Origin of the sequence: Anaerolinea thermolimosa (genome assembly GCF_001050195.2) — a bacterium.
GTDB lineage: Bacteria > Chloroflexota > Anaerolineae > Anaerolineales > Anaerolineaceae > Anaerolinea > Anaerolinea thermolimosa.
The window spans coordinates 575,306-593,289 of sequence record NZ_DF967965.1 but is presented as its reverse complement, the minus strand read 5'-3'; the positions used below and the strand labels follow the sequence as shown (position 1 = coordinate 593,289).

Here is a 17,984-nt window from a genome sequence, read left to right as displayed (position 1 = left end):
GTTTAACGCATCGAACGTAAATTGGCAATCAATTTAGAAAGGCTTTCCCCTTCCTGGAAAATCCCAATCGCCCCCAGAACGCTCGAAGAGAGCAGATGAATCACATGAATGATGATGGCATACACCAGTCCCACTTCAGGCCGGGCGCCAGCAAGCACCAGCGCTCCCGTCGCCGCTCCTTCGAATGTGCCCAGCGAAGCCATCATCGAGGGCACCGCCCCGCCCAGGTTCGAAGCGCTGATGGCCAGCATCGTCCACCAGAAGGGTGCCTCCGGTTCCAGCGCCGAGATCACCAGATAATCACGTAGCATGGCCAGCCCCCAGCTTAGCAGGAGAGCCCCCAGGCTCAGCGCAAATAACTGAAAACGGTTGAGCACCGAGAATCCTTCCAGCAACGAATTAAGCGCAGGCAGTGCCATTCGCCTGACCACTCCAAACCGTCCCAGCCGCGATTCCAGCCAGGAAATCAACTGTTCCCGGTTACGCGCGGCAAAATAAAGTACCACCAGCCCGCTGATAATCACAATCAAAACGATCACTGCGATTGACCTGGCCCAGGACATCTTCAATACAAAAGGCAGCGTTGAGAGTAAAATTCCCGCCGCGATTGCCAGGTCATACGCCCGCTCGACCACCACCGTGGAAAGGGTATTCAAGGTGCCCGCTCCTGTACGTCGGCCCATTAAAAAGGCCCGCCCCAGTTCACCCAGCCTGAACGGCAGAATATTGTTCAGAAAATACCCCTCGTTCATTCCCAGAACAGCCCGCCCCAGGCTTACCCGCCGTTGCAGCAAATTTTGCCAGCCCCAGGCACGCGCCACCATCGAGACCAGATACACCCCTGCCACCAGCAGCAACCGTTCCAGCCGAACGGATGAGATCGCGATTTTGATTTCTTCCCACTGCACTACCCGTGAGAGAATGAAAATGGCCAGGCCGGTCATCCCAATGCCGATCAACCACTGCCAGAGCCAGGAACGTGTTTTCGTTGCAGTGACCTCGGCCATTAATCCTCCAGCCTCAAAACTGCAAAAAAGGCTTCCTGTGGAATTTCGACCATACCCACCATTTTCATACGTCGTTTCCCCTTTTTCTGTTTCTCGAGCAGTTTCTTTTTCCGGGTAATATCACCACCGTAACATTTTGCAAGCACATCCTTGCGCAAGGCCTTTACATTGGCCCGCGAAATGACCCGCCCGCTGGCCGAAGCCTGGATGGCCACATCAAACAACTGACGGGGAATGATTTCCTTCAACTTACTCACCAGCGCCTGCCCTTTATGATAAGCATCTTCACGATGTACGATAGCCGCCAGCGCATCCACCGGGTCGCCGTTGACCAGCACTTCCAGTTTCACCAGATTGCCGGGGCGGTAATCCAGGAATTGATAATCCATCGAGGCATAGCCGCGCGTGCGTGACTTCAGCTCATCAAAGAAATCTACAATGATTTCCGAAAGGGGAATCTCAAACGTGAGTTGCACGCGGTTCGGCGCAGGGTATTCCTGCCCTTTGAAAATGCCCCGGCGCTTGGTGGCAAGCTCCATCACCGTGCCATAAAAGTCGGTAGGGGTGATGATTTGTAAAAGCATCCAGGGTTCTCGTATCTCAGCAATCGCGCCTTCCTCGGGCATCTGCGCGGGAGAGTCGATGCGCAGAACCTCTCCAGAATGGTGAAGTACCACTTCGTATTCTACCGAAGGCGCCGTAACTACAATATCCAGATCGTACTCACGCTCCAGCCGTTCCTGGACAATTTCCATGTGGAAAAGCCCCAGAAAACCACAGCGAAAGCCAAAATTCAATGCCTGAGAGGTTTCGGGTTGAAACACCAGCGAAGCATCATTCAGCTGAAGTTTTTCAAGGGCATCTTTCAGATTGGGGTAATCCTCGCCATCCGTCGGGTAAATCCCCGCAAACACCATCGGTTTAGCCTGCAAATAACCCGGCAGGGGTTCTGAAGCTGGCCTGGCGGCGTGCGTGATGGTATCTCCCACCCGGCATTCCCGGACGGTCTTTAAACCGGTAGCCACATATCCTACATCTCCAGCCTCCAGATGTTCACCGGGGCGCAGGTCGGGGGCAAAATAACCGATCTCTACCGGTCGCACATCCACACCTGTGGCCATGAGGCGCAGGGTATCCGTCGGACGAATGGTTCCGTCCATCACCCGCACATAAGCCACCACGCCTTTATAAGAGTCGTAATGGCTGTCAAAAATCAACGCTCGCAGGGGTGCAGCGGGGTCGCCTTTCGGGGGAGGAATGCGCCGCACAATTTCGCGCAAGACCTGGTCGACATTGGTTCCGTCCTTGGCCGAGATACGTAAGATTTCATCCTTGGGGGTACCCAGCAGGTTGTGGAGTTCCTCCGCCACCTCATCCGGTCGAGCTGAAACCAGGTCGATTTTGTTAATCACCGGGATAATGGTCAGGTCTGACTCCAGCGCCAGATACAGGTTAGCCAGGGTCTGGGCTTCAATCCCCTGGGTAGCATCCACCACCAGAAGCGCCCCCTCACAGGCCGCAAGCGCCCGGCTGACCTCGTAATTAAAGTCCACATGCCCGGGAGTGTCGATCAGGTTCAACTCATACGTTGTGCCCGACTCGTCGGTATACATCATCCGCACCGCCGAGGCCTTAATCGTCACCCCCTTTTCTCGTTCCAAATCCATGCTGTCGAGCACTTGCTCGGTCATATTCCGATCCGAGATCGTACCCGTGAGTTGCAAAAGACGGTCGGCCAGGGTAGATTTCCCGTGATCGACATGAGCAATAATACAAAAGTTGCGAATCAGCTCGGTCATACGCAGTTGGTTTCCGGAACATCGATTATAACCGCGAATCGCACCCCGCGGCCTGACAGTTTTACTGGCGGTGCGGTAGAGAAGAACTTTGCAGAACCCGCGAAATTAATCCCTCGAGGACAGCCTCACTTCTCGCTGGCCAGACCAGATGAACCAGGAACTCGACGTTCCCCTTCGGCCCGGTGATCGCCGAGCGCACCAGGTTTTGTACACCAAAACCTGTCTGTCGGGCAAAGGTCAACATTTCTCCAAGTACCCGACGATGCACCTCAGGGTTACGGATTACTCCCTCTCCGCGGGAAGCTTCCTCACGCCCGGCTTCAAATTGCGGTTTGATTAAAGCCACCACCTCTCCCCCATCCGCCCCCAGCCAGCCTTTCACCACCGGCAGAAGCAACTTTAGAGAGATAAACGAAGCGTCAATCGTCACCAGAGAAACCGGCTCAGGCAGCGAAGTCAGATAACGCGCATTGGTGCGCTCCATCACCACCACCCGTGGGTCACCACGCAGCTTCCAGTGAAGAATACCATACCCCACATCGATGGCGTACACCCGGATCGCGCCATGCTGCAGCAGACAGTCGGTAAAACCTCCGGTCGAAGCCCCCACATCAGCACAGACTCGTCCTTCCAGCGAACCCAATCCAAAGGCCAGCAGTGCAGGCTCCAGCTTTTCTCCTCCGCGAGAAACGAACCGCGGCCCTTCGTCCAGGCTCAACACAGCCCCTGCCGAGACCTTCCGTGATGGCTGGGTAATGACTTCGTGATCGACTCGCACATTTCCGGCAAGAATGAGCTTCTGCGCCTGGCTCCGGCTCTCGGCAAGTCCGCGCTCCACCACCAGCACATCGAGACGAATCCGTTCCGCACTTTCAGCCATGCCCCCCTCCACCATCTTCATCTTCAATCCCCAGCCTGCGCAGGTAAACCTCCGGCCGGGTAAGGAAATCTCGCGTCAGTTGCACATGTTCCAGGTCTGTGTAGGCTACCGGATGAATTTCGCCCCCTTCCAGTACCAGCAGGGTGGCACCAGGGTAGGACATTAAAATAGGGGCATGGGTGGCAATGATGAACTGCCCATTCTCTTTTACCATTTGATGAATCATCGCCAGCAGGGCCATCTGCCTGACCGGTGACAGGGGGGCTTCAGGTTCATCGAGAAGGTACAGCCCGCCCGGCACAAAACGCTCCCGGAACAACCGCAGGAAACTCTCCCCATGAGAAAGCGCATCCAGACCCTCTCCATAACGCTGATCGATGGCGTGAATTTCTCCCAGATAGGGCATACGCGCAAGGTCTCTTGCCATTTCCGAACGCCCCGTGTATTCTCGATCCACCGCTTCCAGATCACGTCGTAATTCTTCTCGGATATGGGCCATCTTTCGCGCATAACCGAAGAAATCTTCAGCCCGAAGGAAAAAACCACGCCGAACGCGCCGATTCCAGATCAGCTTGAGATAATGGGCAAATTCACGCACCCTGCTAAGATGAGGGTCCGTATGCACCGCTTCTGAGCCGACCACTGGCAGATCAGCGACTACAGCCATGGCCTCCAGCAGGGTTGACTTTCCTGTGCCGTTTTCGCCGATGAAGAAAGTCACCGGTGAAGAAAATTCCAGGTGTTCTAAACTGCGTACCACGGGCACACAAAAAGGAAACTCCCCTGCCAGCCGTTCTGGCCAGGGTCGGCATTCAACCGCGCGGAGATGAAGAGAAGAAAGAACCATCGTCACCGGGTTATTCTAACATTTTATGCTATCATAATCGCATGTTGAAGGCACTGATCCAATCCATGCGCCTGCGTCAATGGCCAAAAAACGCATTTGTTCTGGCCGCACTGGTTTTCGACCGGCAATTGAGTCTGAGCCATCTTACCCCGCTCGCCCGTTCGTTGGCCGCTATGTTTCTTTTCTGTCTGGTTTCCAGCAGTGTCTATCTGATCAATGACATTCTGGATGTCCAGGCTGACCGCAACCACCCCGTCAAAAAGAACCGCCCCATTGCTTCCGGAAGGCTGCCCATCCCGGCTGCTGTTGTGGCTGCAGCTCTAATGGTAGTCCTATCCATTCCTCTGGCTTACTTTCTCTCGCCCGCACTCGGCCTCATCCTGCTTGGATACTTCCTGCTCAATCTGGCCTACTCAAACTGGCTGAAACACATCCCCCTTATCGATGTGCTGGTGATTGCCGCGGGCTTTGTCTTACGTGTGGGCGGCGGCGTGGTGGTCATCTCGGTACAGCGTTTCTCACCCTGGTTGTATGTCTGCACCACTCTGCTCGCTTTATACATTGGGTTTGGAAAACGCCGTGCCGAACTCACCCTGCTGAATGAGAATGCCAATTCTCACCGGCGGGTGCTGGAAGGTTATAACCTGCCTTTCCTCGATCAGCTCATCACCATTGTCTCCAGCACCACCATTCTCGCCTATAGCCTGTATACCTTCTCGGCGGTCAACCTCCCGGATAACCATACCATGATGTTGACCATCCCCTTCGTCATTTATGGCATCTTCCGCTACCTCTACCTGGTGCAGGTCAAGCAGGAAGGCGGTGCCCCCGAAGAAATGCTCCTCACCGACCGGCCACTTCAAATCGATATTGCTCTGTGGGGGCTGACGATTCTCGCCCTCTTCTATTTCCAGTAAACGTATGCCTGCGGTTACTGCCAGTGCCCCCGGAAAGATCATCCTCTTTGGAGAACACGCCGTCGTTTACGGACAGCCCGCCATTGCCGTTCCCGTCACTCAGGTTCAGGCGCGCTGTACGGTTGTGGCCATCCCCACGGCCCCAGCCGGTCGAGTGGAAATTGACGCCCCCGACATCGGGTTGAAATCTACCCTCGAAGAACTCTCCCCCGCTCATCCTCTGGCCTTACCCCTCCATCTGGTGCGTGAACAACTGGGCATCCCGGCCTTTCCCGCCTGCCGGCTGCGGATCACCTCCACGATTCCGATCGCTTCGGGCCTTGGTTCAGGGGCAGCGGTATCGGTAGCCGTGGCGCGGGCGGTCTCGGCTTTCCTAGGGCATCCCCTCAGCGATGAGCAGGTCAGCGGCATTGCTTTCCGGGTAGATCAGACCCACCACGGCACACCCTCTGGCATTGATAACACCGTCATTACCTATAATCAGCCCATCTATTTTGTGCGGGGCGAGCCTTTCGAGCGGTTGACTCTACACCACCCATTCTGGATGGTCATCGGGAACAGTGGAATCGCCAGCCCAACACTCACCGTGGTGGAAGAGGTGCGCCAGCGCTATCAGTCCTCCCCTTCCAGCATAGAACCCATTCTCCTTGCCATTGGTGAAATCGTCAGGCAGGCCCGCGCCATCCTCGCATCGGATAGCCTGGAGCCATTGGGCGCCCTTCTGACCGAAAACCATCAAAGGCTTCAGGAACTTGGGGTTTCCTGCCCGGAGCTTGATCATCTGGTGAATGCCGCGCTTCAAAACGGCGCCCTGGGAGCCAAATTAAGCGGCGGCGGACGTGGCGGAAACATGATAGCCCTCGTCGAAGAAGGACAGGCCGCCCGGGTAGCCGATGCTCTGCGTCGGGCTGGAGCAGTCTCCACGCTGATCACACGGGTCGGCTGACCATTTCTCCCCTTCATTGTTATAATCAAATTATGGATGAACCGCTTGTTTTCCTCAAGCTGGGGGGATCGCTGATTACCGAGAAAGACTCTCCGCGCACACCACGTCCGGATGTCATCCTCCGGCTGGCTCAAGAGATCGCCGCGGCTCTGAAGGCCGCACCCCGGCTGCATATCCTTCTCGGTCATGGTTCTGGTTCTTTTGGGCACACCCCCGCCCGTCAATACCAAACTCGCTCTGGCGTGCAGGGCGCCGAGGGATGGCAGGGATTCGCCGCCGTATGGCGTGAAGCTCGTGCGCTGAACCAGATCGTTCTGGAAGCCCTGGCCGAAGCCGGGGTACCTGCCATCGCCTTTCCGCCATCGGCCACCATGCTTGCGCGCGACGGAAAAGCCATGTGGGTTGAAGTTCGTCCCCTGATTGCCGCCCTCATGCACGGGCTTGTGCCGGTAGTGCAGGGAGACGTGGCCTTTGACACCCGGCGTGGAGGGACAATCCTTTCCACAGAAGATGTATTCATCGCTCTCGCCCCTCGCCTGGGGCCGGGGAGGATCCTTCTGGCGGGCATCGAAGAGGGCGTGTGGGCTGATTTTCCTCAGTGCACCCGGCTGATTAAAAATCTCACTCCCTCCTCGCTTCCCCGCGAGGCCCCCTTCCTTTCTGGCTCCCGGGGCATTGATGTCACCGGGGGAATGCGGGATAAGGTACTTTCCATGCTGGAGCTGGTGAGCACTTACCCCGCACTCACGGTATCCATCTTTTCAGCCGTTCAACCCGGTGTGCTTCAGGCGGCGCTTCTGGGGCAGTCTCCCGGCACCACCCTGCAGGCCGATCCTTTGCCATCATCCCACACCCGGTAACCCCCTCAGGAGAACAGACATGCTCTTTACCCGTGAAAAACTGGAAGAAATAGAAGATAAAAACCTGGCCCCCTATGCCCTGCGCAGTAAAAACTCCAGAGGGAGACTTTATCCTGAAGATGAGGCCCCCTATCGCACCCGCTTCCAGCGTGACCGCGACCGCATCCTTCACACCACTGCCTTCCGCAGGCTGGAATACAAAACCCAGGTCTTTATCAACTATGAAGGCGATTACTACCGCACCCGTCTCACCCACACTCTCGAGGTAGCTCAAATCGGCCGCTCCATCGCTGTAGCCCTGGGCGCCAATGAAGTGCTGACGGAGGCCATTTGCCTGGCACATGATCTGGGGCACCCACCCTTCGGGCATTCCGGCGAAGTGACTCTCGCCAGCCTGATGAAAGACCATGGCGGTTTCGACCATAACAAACAGTCGCTGCGCATTGTCACCGAACTGGAAAACCGCTACCCCGAATTCCCGGGGCTCAACCTTTCGTGGGAATTGCTCGAGGGCATCGTCAAGCACGAAACCGAATACGACATCGCCGACGCCAGCAACTTCAACCCCGAATTGCGCGGCCACCTCGAAGCACAAATTGCCAACGTCGCTGACGAACTAACCTACACCGCCCACGACCTCGACGATGGCCTGCGCTCGGGGATGATCACACCGGAAATGCTCTCCGGAATTGCCCTCTGGGAAATTATCACCGAATCGGTAGGCTGGCAGGGGAACATTCTGGAAGAAAAAAGCCGCCATCAGATCATTCGCCGCCTCATCGGTATGGAAGTCACCGATATTGTACAGAACACCGACCTGCGTCTGCGCGAGAGCATGGTGCGTTCGGTAGAAGAACTTCAGCGCCTTCCCTACAATGTGGTCACCTTCAGCGACGAGATGCGCCGGCGAAACCGCGAACTGAAAGATTTTCTTTACAACAATCTCTACCGTCACTGGAGGGTCATGCGCATGTCGGTTAAAGCCGAACGGATCATCCGCGATCTATTCGAAGCCTATCGCACCACTCCGTCCATCCTTCCCCGCCATGTCCTCGATCTGACGCAGAAGCGCGGCCTCGAACGCACCATCTGCGATTACATTGCCGGAATGACCGATCGATTCGCCACCGAAGAGCACCAGAAAATCTTCGACCCCATGCGCCTCCCATAACCTTAGCATGTTCGTGAAATACCCGGGGCTGCCTCAAAAAGAGCGTGAGGCGGCCTTTTTTATTTTTCTCTCGCCCAATCAAATTATTTAAGCATAGAATAAATAAAATTGCATTATTCCTTGACAAAATTAAACATTATCCTATAATATACTTTGAAATATAAAAGATCGAAGTAAATTTTTAATGCCCATCAAGTTTTGAAGGAGTAGCTCATGTCCGCTTATGCCATCGAAGCCGAAGACCTGGTCAAGAAATTCCCCAGGCGGGTTCCGCCAGAAAACCAGCCCTCATCGAAAAACCCCTTCACCCGCCTTTTCAAGCACCCCCCACTCACCGAATTTACCGCTGTAGACCACGTCAGCTTTCAGATTCAACGTGGCGAAATTTTCGGTCTGTTAGGCCCCAATGGCGCGGGGAAGTCCACCACCATTCGGATGCTGTGCACCCTTCTCGAACCCACCAGTGGTTTTGCACGCGTCAATGGGTACGACGTTGTCAAAGAGGCCAACCTGGTGCGGCAGAGCCTGGGGATCGTTCTGGCCGGCGAGCGCAGCATTTACTGGAAGCTCACCGGGCGTGAAAACCTGGAATACTTTGCCGCCCTCTATCACATCCCCCCTGAGATCGCCCGCCAAAGGGTGAATGAGCTGCTCGAGTACATGGAATTGACCAACCGCGCCAATGAACTGGTTGAAAAATACTCCACCGGAATGCGTCAACGCATTGTGCTCAGTCGTGCTCTGCTGGCCCGCCCGCCCATCATCCTGCTTGATGAGCCTACTCTGGGCCTGGACCCCCAGGCAGCCCGCCGCATTCGCGAGATGATCCTCGACCTAAAAAATCAGGGGCATACCATTTTATTGACCACCCACTACATGGAAGAGGCAGATCAGCTTTCTGACCGCATTGGCATCATCGATCAGGGAAAAATCATCGCACTCGATACTCCCGCCGCATTGAAACGCCGCATTCACCAGCAAGATGTGGTCAGACTGGAAGTCGCCGGTTGGAAACCCGAAATGGCCGCGAAGATCCAGGCCATGGAAGGGGTCAACCAGCTGATCACTCGCTCTCTGGATAGCGATTCCGTCTGGGAGCTTCACCTGCACACCGAAAACAGCCGGGCCATTCTGCCCCGGCTCATCGAACAGGTCAATTACAATGGCACCCATCTGGTCAATATGAACATCGTCTCCCCTTCTCTGGAAGACGTATTCATTCAACTGACCGGTAAAGCCCTGCGAGATTGAAAGGAGCACCGCATGGAGATCGCCACTTCCCAACCCAGCCTGGTGAAGGCTTCCCTCAGCCGCACCAGCCTTATTGCCGAAATCCGGGCTTTTTATACCATTATCTGGCGGGAATGGCTGCATTTTGTCCGCTATCCCACCTGGGTCATCGCGTTCATCATCTGGCCAATTCTCTTTCCGGCCGTTTACATTTTCAGCTCTTTTGCCCTGGCCGGGCCGGGCGGAGCTGGCATTCCTCGCTTCTTACAGGTGGCCGGTACAGAAAATTTTCTGGGCTATATTGTGGTCGGTACCACAGTTTGGATGTGGGCCAATACCCTCCTCTGGAACGTGGGCTTTGCCCTGCGCGGAGAACAAATGCGCGGGACGCTCGAATCGAACTGGATGACCCCCACTTCGCGTTTTCTCTTCCTGGTGGGAACCGGCCCCGTACACGCCGCCACCATGCTCATGTTCTTTATCTTTACCGTGATCGAATTTAGGATTTTCTTCAATCTCACCTTTGAGGCTAACCTGCTCAGCCTGCTGATTGTCTTCCTGGCAGCCATACCCGCCCTCTATGGCCTGGGTTTCACCTTTGCCAGCCTGGTCATCACCGCCCGCGAAGCCAATACCTTTGTTTTTCTGGTGCGCGGAATAGTGATGATCTTTTGCGGCATCACGTATCCAATCTCGGTCATGCCCGCCTGGATGCAAACTGTGGCACAGTGGCTTCCTCCCACACTCATCATCCGTGCGGCACGGGCAGCTGCCCTTAACCGTGCTCCTCTTTCCGTCGTTGCCCCCGATGTTCTGCTCCTGCTGGCTCATGGTGCGTTCTGGCTGACGATTGGCTACCTCACTTTCTCTCAAATAGAACGTCGTGCGCGGCTCAAAGGCGCACTCGGTCAATACTAGGAGGTCATCCATGCAAACCACTCCCGTTTTCGGGCTCTCCCGGCCTACGTTTGGATCTCACCTTCGCGCTTTGTGGATGATCACCCTGAATAACTGGAAACACCACTGGCGTTATCCCTTGAATGCCATCTCAGACTTGTTGCAACCCCTCGTCTGGCTGGCTCCGGTTTACTTTATGGGACAGGCCTTCAGTGTTAACGGAAAGGCTGAAGGATTTGCCGGTTATGCCGGTACCGATGATTACATGTCCTATATCATTCTCGGTACTGCCCTGGCCAACTTCATCATGGCAGTCTTCTGGGGCATGGGCTACTCTCTGAAGTGGGACATGGATGGCGGGGTCCTCGAAGCCAACTGGATGACCCCTCTTCCGCGCCCTCTGATGCTGGTCGGCCGTACCTTTAGCAACCTGGCCACCACCACCCTCACTTCTCTGGGGATGATCCTGGTGGCTTCTCTGATCTGGGGCTTTCACCCCACAGGCAACGCGCTGGCCGCTGTGCTCACCGTGATCCCCCTGTTGATCGGCCTTTACGGCTTTGGCTTCGCCTTTGCCGCGCTGGTGATGATTTTGCGCGAAGCCAATACTCTGGTCGATTCGGGAAGCTTCCTCGTACAGATCCTCTCCGGCGCTAATTTTCCGGTTAACGTATTACCCAAATGGCTGCTGCCTGTCTCGCTCATTCTCCCCTTAACCTATGGCTTCGATGCAGTTCGGGGATGGCTGCTGAAGACGCGTACCCTGCTGCCCCTCAACGTTGAAATCATCATTCTGGTGGTATCCATGTTCCTGATGATCTTCATCGGGTTGAGGGCCTTCTATGCCCTCGAAAGGCGCGTCAGGCAGAAAGGCACCGTCGGGCAGTATTGACCTTCATCCAGAAGCTTTTGTAGAATCAGGGGTGCGTTCCTTTCCAGCGCATCCCTGAATTTCATTTATGGGGTAAAATCAATGCCTATGAATGACCAATGGAAGGGTTAACCGGTATGTCTGATGTACATTATTTAACTTCAGAAGGACTTGCAAAACTCAAGGCTGAGCTGGAATATCTCCAGGGGCCAGCGCGCGAAGAACTGGCCAAACGCCTTCGCTTCGCCATTCAACAGGGAGACCTCTCTGAAAACGCCGATTACATCGCCGCCAAAGAAGAACAGGGTTTTCTGGAGGGTCGCATTCAAGAACTGACCCGGATTCTCAGCAACTACGCCCTGATCGATGAGATCGACCGCAAAGACGGTGTGGTCAACATTGGCTCCACCGTCACCATTCAAGAAGAGGGATTTCCCCCCGAAACGTTTTACCTGGTCGGGCCTCGCGAAGCCAACCCGCTGGAGAACCGCATCTCCCACGAATCGCCCATCGGGAAAGCCATGCTTGGAAAACGTGTAGGAGATACCTTTGAAGCCGAGACCCCCAATGGCAGGTTCGTTTTTACCATCTTAAAAATAGAATGAGGCTTTCCAAAACCCAAAAACCGCCCTCGCGAGGGCGGTTTTTTTATCCTGTAATTCCGGTAGAGTCTACATCGCCTGTTTGGGCCAGACAGCCAGTTCCAGGGTGAGCTGTTCGAAGAAACTCCCCGCTGGCAACGCTCCCTGCCCATAACTCATGGAAACCACGCGCGCCTCCAGTTGAAGTGTGGCCGTTTCGAGGGTTATCCGCTTGCCGGGTTCAGCCAGAACCGGTTCACCCTTGGAAGCCAACCGCTGTGAAATAACCGGGTCGTTGAAGGCATGAGCGCTCATCAGCACCTTGGTCACAGTCTGGATGTCGTTTTTATCAAACAACCAGACTTCAAAAGCGGTCACCTTTTTGGGATCTCCCACACCAATGGTTTCTGAAATACCCACACCACACTCACCCAGAAATTCGCCCGTCGGCGAGTCGATGCTGAAAGAGTCGTCAAACAAATCATTTCCGAGCGTGTAGGTGGAAAGATACTGCACCACCGGGGCTTCAGCCCCTCCTTCGGAGTATTCCTGAGTCTGCGCTGAACGCATACTCCGGGGAATGGTTGCCCCCGCGGTGACCGCACCCTGCCCCTGCCGATTACGGATCACAAACAGGTACACCAGCACCCCGGCAATCACCAGGGTCAGCACGCATAACAGGACCAGGATGGTGGTCAGGCTGGTGCGCCCCGCTGGAGCAGGGGTGGCGGCAGGCTCTTTTGTAGCCACCACACCTCCCTCCGCCAGCGTCTGAGTAGCGGCGGGACCTTCGGGAGCGCTTACCTGACCATATAAAAGTTTCTCAAATTCAGCAATGACGGCTGGATCTTGTGTACCATTGTTCTTCTTCACTGCATCCAACGCCTCTTTGGCCTTGTCTCCCAGTTCATCCAGGCGGGCTTTCGCCAGTGCCGCGTCGGGATTCTTGGAGTAGGAATCGATCGCCATGCGGAGGTAATCTTCCCGCAGATCAGCCCGCAGTTCACGCGCCGAAGCGTCGGTCCATTGAACCGGCCAGAGCCACCAGCCCAGGATGACCAGACCAAAAATCGCCCCCGCCAGAAAAGCTATTCCAGCAAGGACTTGCGGCCGTTTGATAAGTTCACGCCAGTTATTCATCATTCCGCTCCTGTCATGCGTAGGATCGCTGGTTACCGGAAGTTTTAATCTTGTGTTTATTGTAGATCAGGCATTCGATTCATGCAACTCCGGCAACCCGAACAATTACATTAACGGGTGCAGTTGCAAGGATAGTGCCATCAAGACGGTTCGGAAGTCACGGTCTCAGCCACCTGCTCCAGCAGAAAAGTCTCCTGGCATTGGATGCACTGCACTTCTCGTTTGTTGGCCAGCACCAGCAACCCTCCGCAACTCGGACAGGGGGTAGCGAGGGGCTTTTTCCACGACGTGAAATCACACTGGGGGTAATTCACACACCCATAAAATACTCGCCCTTTACGGGTTTTTCGCTCCACAAGGTCGCCATGGCACTTCGGGCAGGCCACCCCTATTTTTTCCAGCCAGGGTTCTGTGTACTTACACGCAGGAAAGTTACTGCAAGAGATGAATTTTCCAAACCGCCCCCAGCGAACGACCAGCTCATGTCCGCATTCGGGGCAGGTACGCCCCACTTTCTCCAGGTCAGCCTTGCGTTCGGGCATTTCAGCGCGCGCTTTCTCTACCTGGGGTGAGAAGGTGTCATAAAACCGTCTCAAAACCCCCACCCAGTCTTCGTGACCTGAGGCAATGAGATCCAGGTCGTTTTCCATGCGCGCCGTGAACCCCAGGTCAACAATCTCCGGAAAATGCTCCACAACCAGATCATTAACCAGAATGCCTGTTTCGGTCGGGGACAGACGTTTGGACTCTCGCACCACATATCCGCGTTCCTGAATGGTCGATAGAATGGGAGCATACGTCGAAGGGCGCCCGATTCCATTTTCTTCCAGCGTCTGCACAAGCGAGGCTTCAGTATAACGCGGCGGAGGTTGAGTAAAGTGCTGTTCGGGGATCAACCGCACCAGCTCCTGCTGTTGCCCTTCTGCAACCTGAGCCGGGATGCGCATGTTAGAAGTCTCTTCTTCTGGCGCCAGATCTTCATCCCTGGCTTCCTCATACACCACCAGAAAACCAGGGAACTTGAGGGTCGAGCCGCTGGCGCGGAAAAGATAGAGATGCCTCTGGCCGCGTGCTTCTACTTCTACCGAAAGTGTATCGTAAACCGCTGATTCCATCTGGCAGGCTACGAACCGCTGCCAGATCAACTGATACAACCGGAACTGGTCTGAGGTTAAATAGGGCTTCACCTTTTCTGGCAGGCGAAGAACCGAGGTTGGACGGATGGCTTCATGCGCTTCCTGCGCTGAAACGGCACGCGTGCGATAAACCACCGGTGCTTCGGGCAGAAAATCTTTGCCATACGTCTTCCCGATGAACCCCCGTACCTCTTCCATCGCCAGATCTGAGATGTTGGTTGAATCGGTACGCATATACGTGATCAGGCCGGTAGTGCCTCCTTCCCCAACATCCAATCCCTCATACAATTGTTGGGCCAGCGCCATCGTGCGCCGTGCGGTGAAACCCAGCCGTCGAGATGCCTCCTGTTGAAGGGTGCTGGTAATGAACGGTGCTGAGGGCCTCCGTTTCCGTTCACTCCGGCGAATCCGGGTGACGGTATAAACCGCGGGTTCCAGGTCTTCCACCAGAGAACGAACGACCGCTTCATCAGGCAGATCAGGCTCTTCATCATCCACCCGCACCAGTTTCGCGCGGAAGGTTTGCCGACTTCCCTGCGGGCGCAGTTCCGCCTCAATGCTCCAATACTCTTTAGGGATAAACGCCTCAATCTCACGCTCACGCTCCACAATCAGCCGAAGAGCGACCGATTGTACCCGCCCTGCCGAAAGGCGACTGCGGACCTTTTCCCACAGTAACGGACTGATACTGTACCCAACCAGCCGGTCCAGTATCCGGCGGGTTTGTTGAGCGTCGACCAGGCGCATATCAATCTTTCGCGGATGCGAGAACGCATCATCAATCGCCGGTTTGGTGATCTCGTGAAAAACCACCCGCCTGGAACGGTCGGCATCAATGTCGGCGGCCTCCATCAGGTGCCAGGCAATGGCTTCACCTTCGCGGTCAGGATCCGTTGCCAGATAAATTTCCTCCGCCTGGCTGGCCAGTGCTTTCAATTCCTTCACCACCTTGAGTTTTTCATTCGGCACCCGATATTTCGGGGTGAAGTTATTTTCCACATCGACCGAAAGCTGCGAGCGCAACAGGTCACGTACATGCCCCACCGAAGCACGCACGGTATACCCTTTTCCCAGAAACTGCCCGACCGTTTTTGCCTTTGCCGGAGATTCTACAATCACCAGCTTCCCCTTGCGCTCTTTCGGCTCTCCGTTTCGCCCGTTCCCCTGGCTGCGGGCACCCTTGCGGGGCTCCTTTTGGTTCGTGGAGACTTCTCGCACTTCCTTTTCCACCCGGGGTGGGGTCATTCCATCGTGAGCGGGCGTCCTCCCCGGGCGAGAAAGCCGGGTTCCACACACGGAGCAAACTCCCCGAGTAATGGGAGCACCTGCCGCGTTAAAATCCGCCACTGCATCCTGAATTTCCCGTTTGGTTTTACACTTTAAACAATAGGCTTCCAACACGGTTAAACTCCTTGTCATCCATTGGATTCACAGGGCAATCTCCCTATTTACAGGTATCGCTCTGTGTCCACACCCGGCGTCTCTCCTCCCGGAGCCTGGGTGTTTCCCCCGTTTTTCAACAGTTCCACCACGTCGCGCACCTTTTGCGCCTGATGCCGCTGACAGATCAAAAGCACATCTCCGGTCTCAATCACCATGAGGTCCGATGCTCCAATCGTTACAATCAGGCGTTCGGGTTTCTCGGCAACCACCAGGGTTCCGTGGGTATCGAGCCCAATGTGATTCGCCGAGACGACGATATTACCGGCCTCGTTCTCTTCAAACACGTCGTAAAGCGAGTCCCAGGCACCAACATCATTCCATCCCAGCTCATGGGCCGGAAGAACCGCCACCTGATCGGCCCGTTCCATAATACCATAATCAATCGTCTGCTGATGAATGCTCAACCAGGTTTCCTGAGCCACTGTAGGATACGGCTGCGGCTTCCAGCTCCGATCAATCTCATCCAGGGTTTGCGCCAGTTCAGGCATCAGCCGGTGAAATTCCTCCCAGATGCGCTCCGTCTTCCAGATAAACATCCCCGAATTCCACACATAATTGCCTTGCCTTACCAGTTCAGCCGCGCGTTCAGGCGAGGGTTTTTCCAGGAAGCGCACCGCCCGGTAGGCCAGACATCCCTGGAACATTCCAAGCGGCTCTCCGCACTCGATATATCCATATCCCGAAGAAGGATAGGTGGGTTGAATCCCCAGCGTCACCAGGAACCCCTGCTGCGCCACATCATACGCTCCCCTCAGTAATTGCCGGAAATAATCCTGGTTGCGGATTAAATGATCCGCCGTCACCACCACCATCGTGGATTCAGGATCACGGTGACGCAGCGCCACAGCGGCCATCCCCACGACTGCGGCAGTTCCCCGGGGTGCCGGCTCGATGAGGAAATTTTCTGGCGGAATCAGGGGGAACTGAGCATGGAGGGCCTCGGCCTGGCTTGCGACTGTGACGACTAAAATTCGCTCCAGAGGAATCACCCCCAGCAAACGGTTGACGGCCTGTTGAAATAAAGTCTGGTCGCTACCCAGGCGCAACATTTGTTTGGGGCGATCACGCCGTGAAAACGGCCAGAGGCGGGTTCCACTTCCACCAGCCATGATCACTGCATAGAAATGGTTATCGTCCATACCATCACCTCCCATAACCGGGTGAGTTTTCTCTTACCGCGCTGTAACACATTCCACCCAGATTGCGAACCAAACCTTTTAACTCCATCATCACCAAAGTTGCCGAGACTTTATCCACCGGCAAGCCGCTAAGGGCACAAATTTCATCCACATGACGGGGTTCATCCACCAGAACATGTAAAAGGCTGGCCTCGGTTTCATCCACCGGTAGCACCTGCCTTGCGGCTTGCTGCTGGGGGGCTTTCCCCAGTTGCAACACCTCTAAAATATCTTCAGGCTGGAGCAATGGAATCGCTCCATCTCGAATCAATCGATTGGTACCCTTGCTGTGCGGCGAAGTGATATTTCCGGGCACGGCAAATACTTCCCGCCCCTGGTCAGCGGCAAAAGCCGCCGTGATCAACGCTCCGCTTTCTTCGCCAGCTTCCACCACTACCGATGCCAGAGATAATCCTGAAATAATTCGATTACGCGGAGGAAAATTCACCGCATCCGGCGGTACGCCGGGGGCATAATCGCTCATCACGGCCCCCTGATCAATCATCCGCCTGGCAAGGTTCAGATGCTCTGGCGGATAAACCCGATCTACCCCATTACCCAGCACGGCAATCGTCCGGCCACCGGCCCGCAGCGCCGCCTCATGAGCCACCGCATCTACCCCGCGTGCCAGCCCACTGACCACCGTAATTCCGTGCTGAGCCAGCACCGTTGCAATTTCTTCAGCCACCTGGCGCCCATAACCGGTGACACGCCGCGTACCCACAATTGCAACCGCCCATGCATCCTGTTCAAGCAGTTCACCCCGTACATACAACACAGGTGGGGGCTGGTCAATTTGCCGGAGGCGCTTCGGATAAGCGTCATCCTCCCATGTCAGCACGGTAATCTTTTTTTCCTCGATGATACGCCAGGCGCGCTCCAGGGCATCTCCGCCGCGCGCCAGCTGCACGTTTTCGGCCACCTTCTGGGGTAGCCCGGCTGCAATTAACCCCTCCAGCGGCGCCTGCCAGGCCACCTCAAGCGAGCCGAAATAATCGAGCAGTGCCCGCACGCGCACTGCACCGATTCCCCTCACCTGGTTGAAGCCCACCCAGTAGACCTTATCCGGAGGTACCACCTG

At 55.6% G+C, this 17,984-nt stretch carries 16 protein-coding genes; 8 read left to right on the top strand and 8 right to left on the bottom strand.

Translation table 11 applies throughout. The features are described from left to right. Positions 1 to 2 precede the first annotated feature (2 nt). From ATHL_RS02785 to ATHL_RS02770, 4 genes are all read right to left on the bottom strand, one after another. On the bottom strand, positions 3 to 1,007 hold the full coding sequence (locus ATHL_RS02785) for a lysylphosphatidylglycerol synthase transmembrane domain-containing protein (RefSeq protein ID WP_062189537.1): 1,005 nt from the start codon (positions 1,005 to 1,007) through the stop codon (positions 3 to 5). Beyond that, complete coding sequence (lepA, locus tag ATHL_RS02780; protein WP_062189535.1) at positions 1,007 to 2,806, bottom strand: translation elongation factor 4; 1,800 nt, start codon at positions 2,804 to 2,806, stop codon at positions 1,007 to 1,009. The genes ATHL_RS02785 and lepA overlap by 1 nt, the downstream gene beginning before the upstream one ends. Before the next feature lie 61 nt (positions 2,807 to 2,867). Next, positions 2,868 to 3,686: a TlyA family RNA methyltransferase gene (locus ATHL_RS02775; protein ID WP_062189533.1), complete on the bottom strand. Its 819-nt coding sequence runs from the start codon at positions 3,684 to 3,686 to the stop codon at positions 2,868 to 2,870. Next, entirely contained in the window at positions 3,679 to 4,533 is an 855-nt protein-coding gene (locus tag ATHL_RS02770) for an AAA family ATPase (protein WP_062189531.1), read from the bottom strand. The genes ATHL_RS02775 and ATHL_RS02770 overlap by 8 nt, the downstream gene beginning before the upstream one ends. 41 nt (positions 4,534 to 4,574) lie before the next feature. Here ATHL_RS02770 and ATHL_RS02765 point away from each other — a divergent pair, with 41 nt between their 5' ends. The 8 genes from ATHL_RS02765 (at position 4,575) to greA (ending at position 12,030) form a co-directional block, all read left to right on the top strand. Further along, entirely contained in the window at positions 4,575 to 5,450 is an 876-nt protein-coding gene (locus tag ATHL_RS02765) for a decaprenyl-phosphate phosphoribosyltransferase (protein WP_062189529.1), read from the top strand. A gap of 4 nt (positions 5,451 to 5,454) precedes the next feature. Further along, positions 5,455 to 6,396 carry a mevalonate kinase gene (mvk, locus tag ATHL_RS02760; protein ID WP_062189527.1) on the top strand — a complete coding sequence of 314 codons (942 nt, stop codon included), beginning with the start codon at positions 5,455 to 5,457 and terminating at the stop codon, positions 6,394 to 6,396. Positions 6,397 to 6,428: 32 nt separating this feature from the next. Beyond that, on the top strand, positions 6,429 to 7,256 hold the full coding sequence (locus ATHL_RS02755; protein WP_062189524.1) for an isopentenyl phosphate kinase: 828 nt from the start codon (positions 6,429 to 6,431) through the stop codon (positions 7,254 to 7,256). Positions 7,257 to 7,275: 19 nt separating this feature from the next. Next, positions 7,276 to 8,427 carry a deoxyguanosinetriphosphate triphosphohydrolase gene (locus ATHL_RS02750; protein WP_062189521.1) on the top strand — a complete coding sequence of 384 codons (1,152 nt, stop codon included), beginning with the start codon at positions 7,276 to 7,278 and terminating at the stop codon, positions 8,425 to 8,427. Between the two features lie 213 nt (positions 8,428 to 8,640). Beyond that, positions 8,641 to 9,678 carry an ATP-binding cassette domain-containing protein gene (locus ATHL_RS02745; RefSeq protein WP_062189519.1) on the top strand — a complete coding sequence of 346 codons (1,038 nt, stop codon included), beginning with the start codon at positions 8,641 to 8,643 and terminating at the stop codon, positions 9,676 to 9,678. Positions 9,679 to 9,690: 12 nt separating this feature from the next. Then, the gene (locus ATHL_RS02740; RefSeq protein WP_062189517.1) at positions 9,691 to 10,575 is read left to right on the top strand and encodes an ABC transporter permease; all 885 of its coding nucleotides are present in this window, start codon (positions 9,691 to 9,693) and stop codon (positions 10,573 to 10,575) included. 10 nt (positions 10,576 to 10,585) lie between these two features. Beyond that, complete coding sequence (locus ATHL_RS02735) at positions 10,586 to 11,446, top strand: ABC transporter permease (RefSeq protein WP_062189515.1); 861 nt, start codon at positions 10,586 to 10,588, stop codon at positions 11,444 to 11,446. A 116-nt stretch (positions 11,447 to 11,562) separates the two neighbouring features. Next, entirely contained in the window at positions 11,563 to 12,030 is a 468-nt protein-coding gene (gene greA, locus ATHL_RS02730; protein WP_062189513.1) for a transcription elongation factor GreA, read from the top strand. 66 nt (positions 12,031 to 12,096) lie between these two features. On the opposite strand, the gene ATHL_RS02725 is transcribed toward greA, so the two are convergent. The 4 genes from ATHL_RS02725 to dprA all read right to left on the bottom strand — a co-directional run bounded on the left by ATHL_RS02725 (position 12,097) and on the right by dprA (position 17,981). After that, complete coding sequence (locus ATHL_RS02725) at positions 12,097 to 13,149, bottom strand: hypothetical protein (protein ID WP_162787557.1); 1,053 nt, start codon at positions 13,147 to 13,149, stop codon at positions 12,097 to 12,099. A gap of 137 nt (positions 13,150 to 13,286) precedes the next feature. Beyond that, a complete protein-coding gene (gene topA, locus ATHL_RS02720; RefSeq protein ID WP_084001124.1) occupies positions 13,287 to 15,701 on the bottom strand; it encodes a type I DNA topoisomerase in 2,415 nt (804 codons plus the stop codon). 29 nt (positions 15,702 to 15,730) lie between these two features. After that, positions 15,731 to 16,864 (bottom strand): mannose-1-phosphate guanylyltransferase, encoded by a 1,134-nt coding sequence (locus ATHL_RS02715; protein ID WP_062189509.1) that lies wholly within the window; start codon positions 16,862 to 16,864, stop codon positions 15,731 to 15,733. 4 nt (positions 16,865 to 16,868) lie between these two features. After that, the gene (gene dprA, locus ATHL_RS02710) at positions 16,869 to 17,981 is read right to left on the bottom strand and encodes a DNA-processing protein DprA (protein WP_062189507.1); all 1,113 of its coding nucleotides are present in this window, start codon (positions 17,979 to 17,981) and stop codon (positions 16,869 to 16,871) included. Positions 17,982 to 17,984 lie beyond the last annotated feature (3 nt).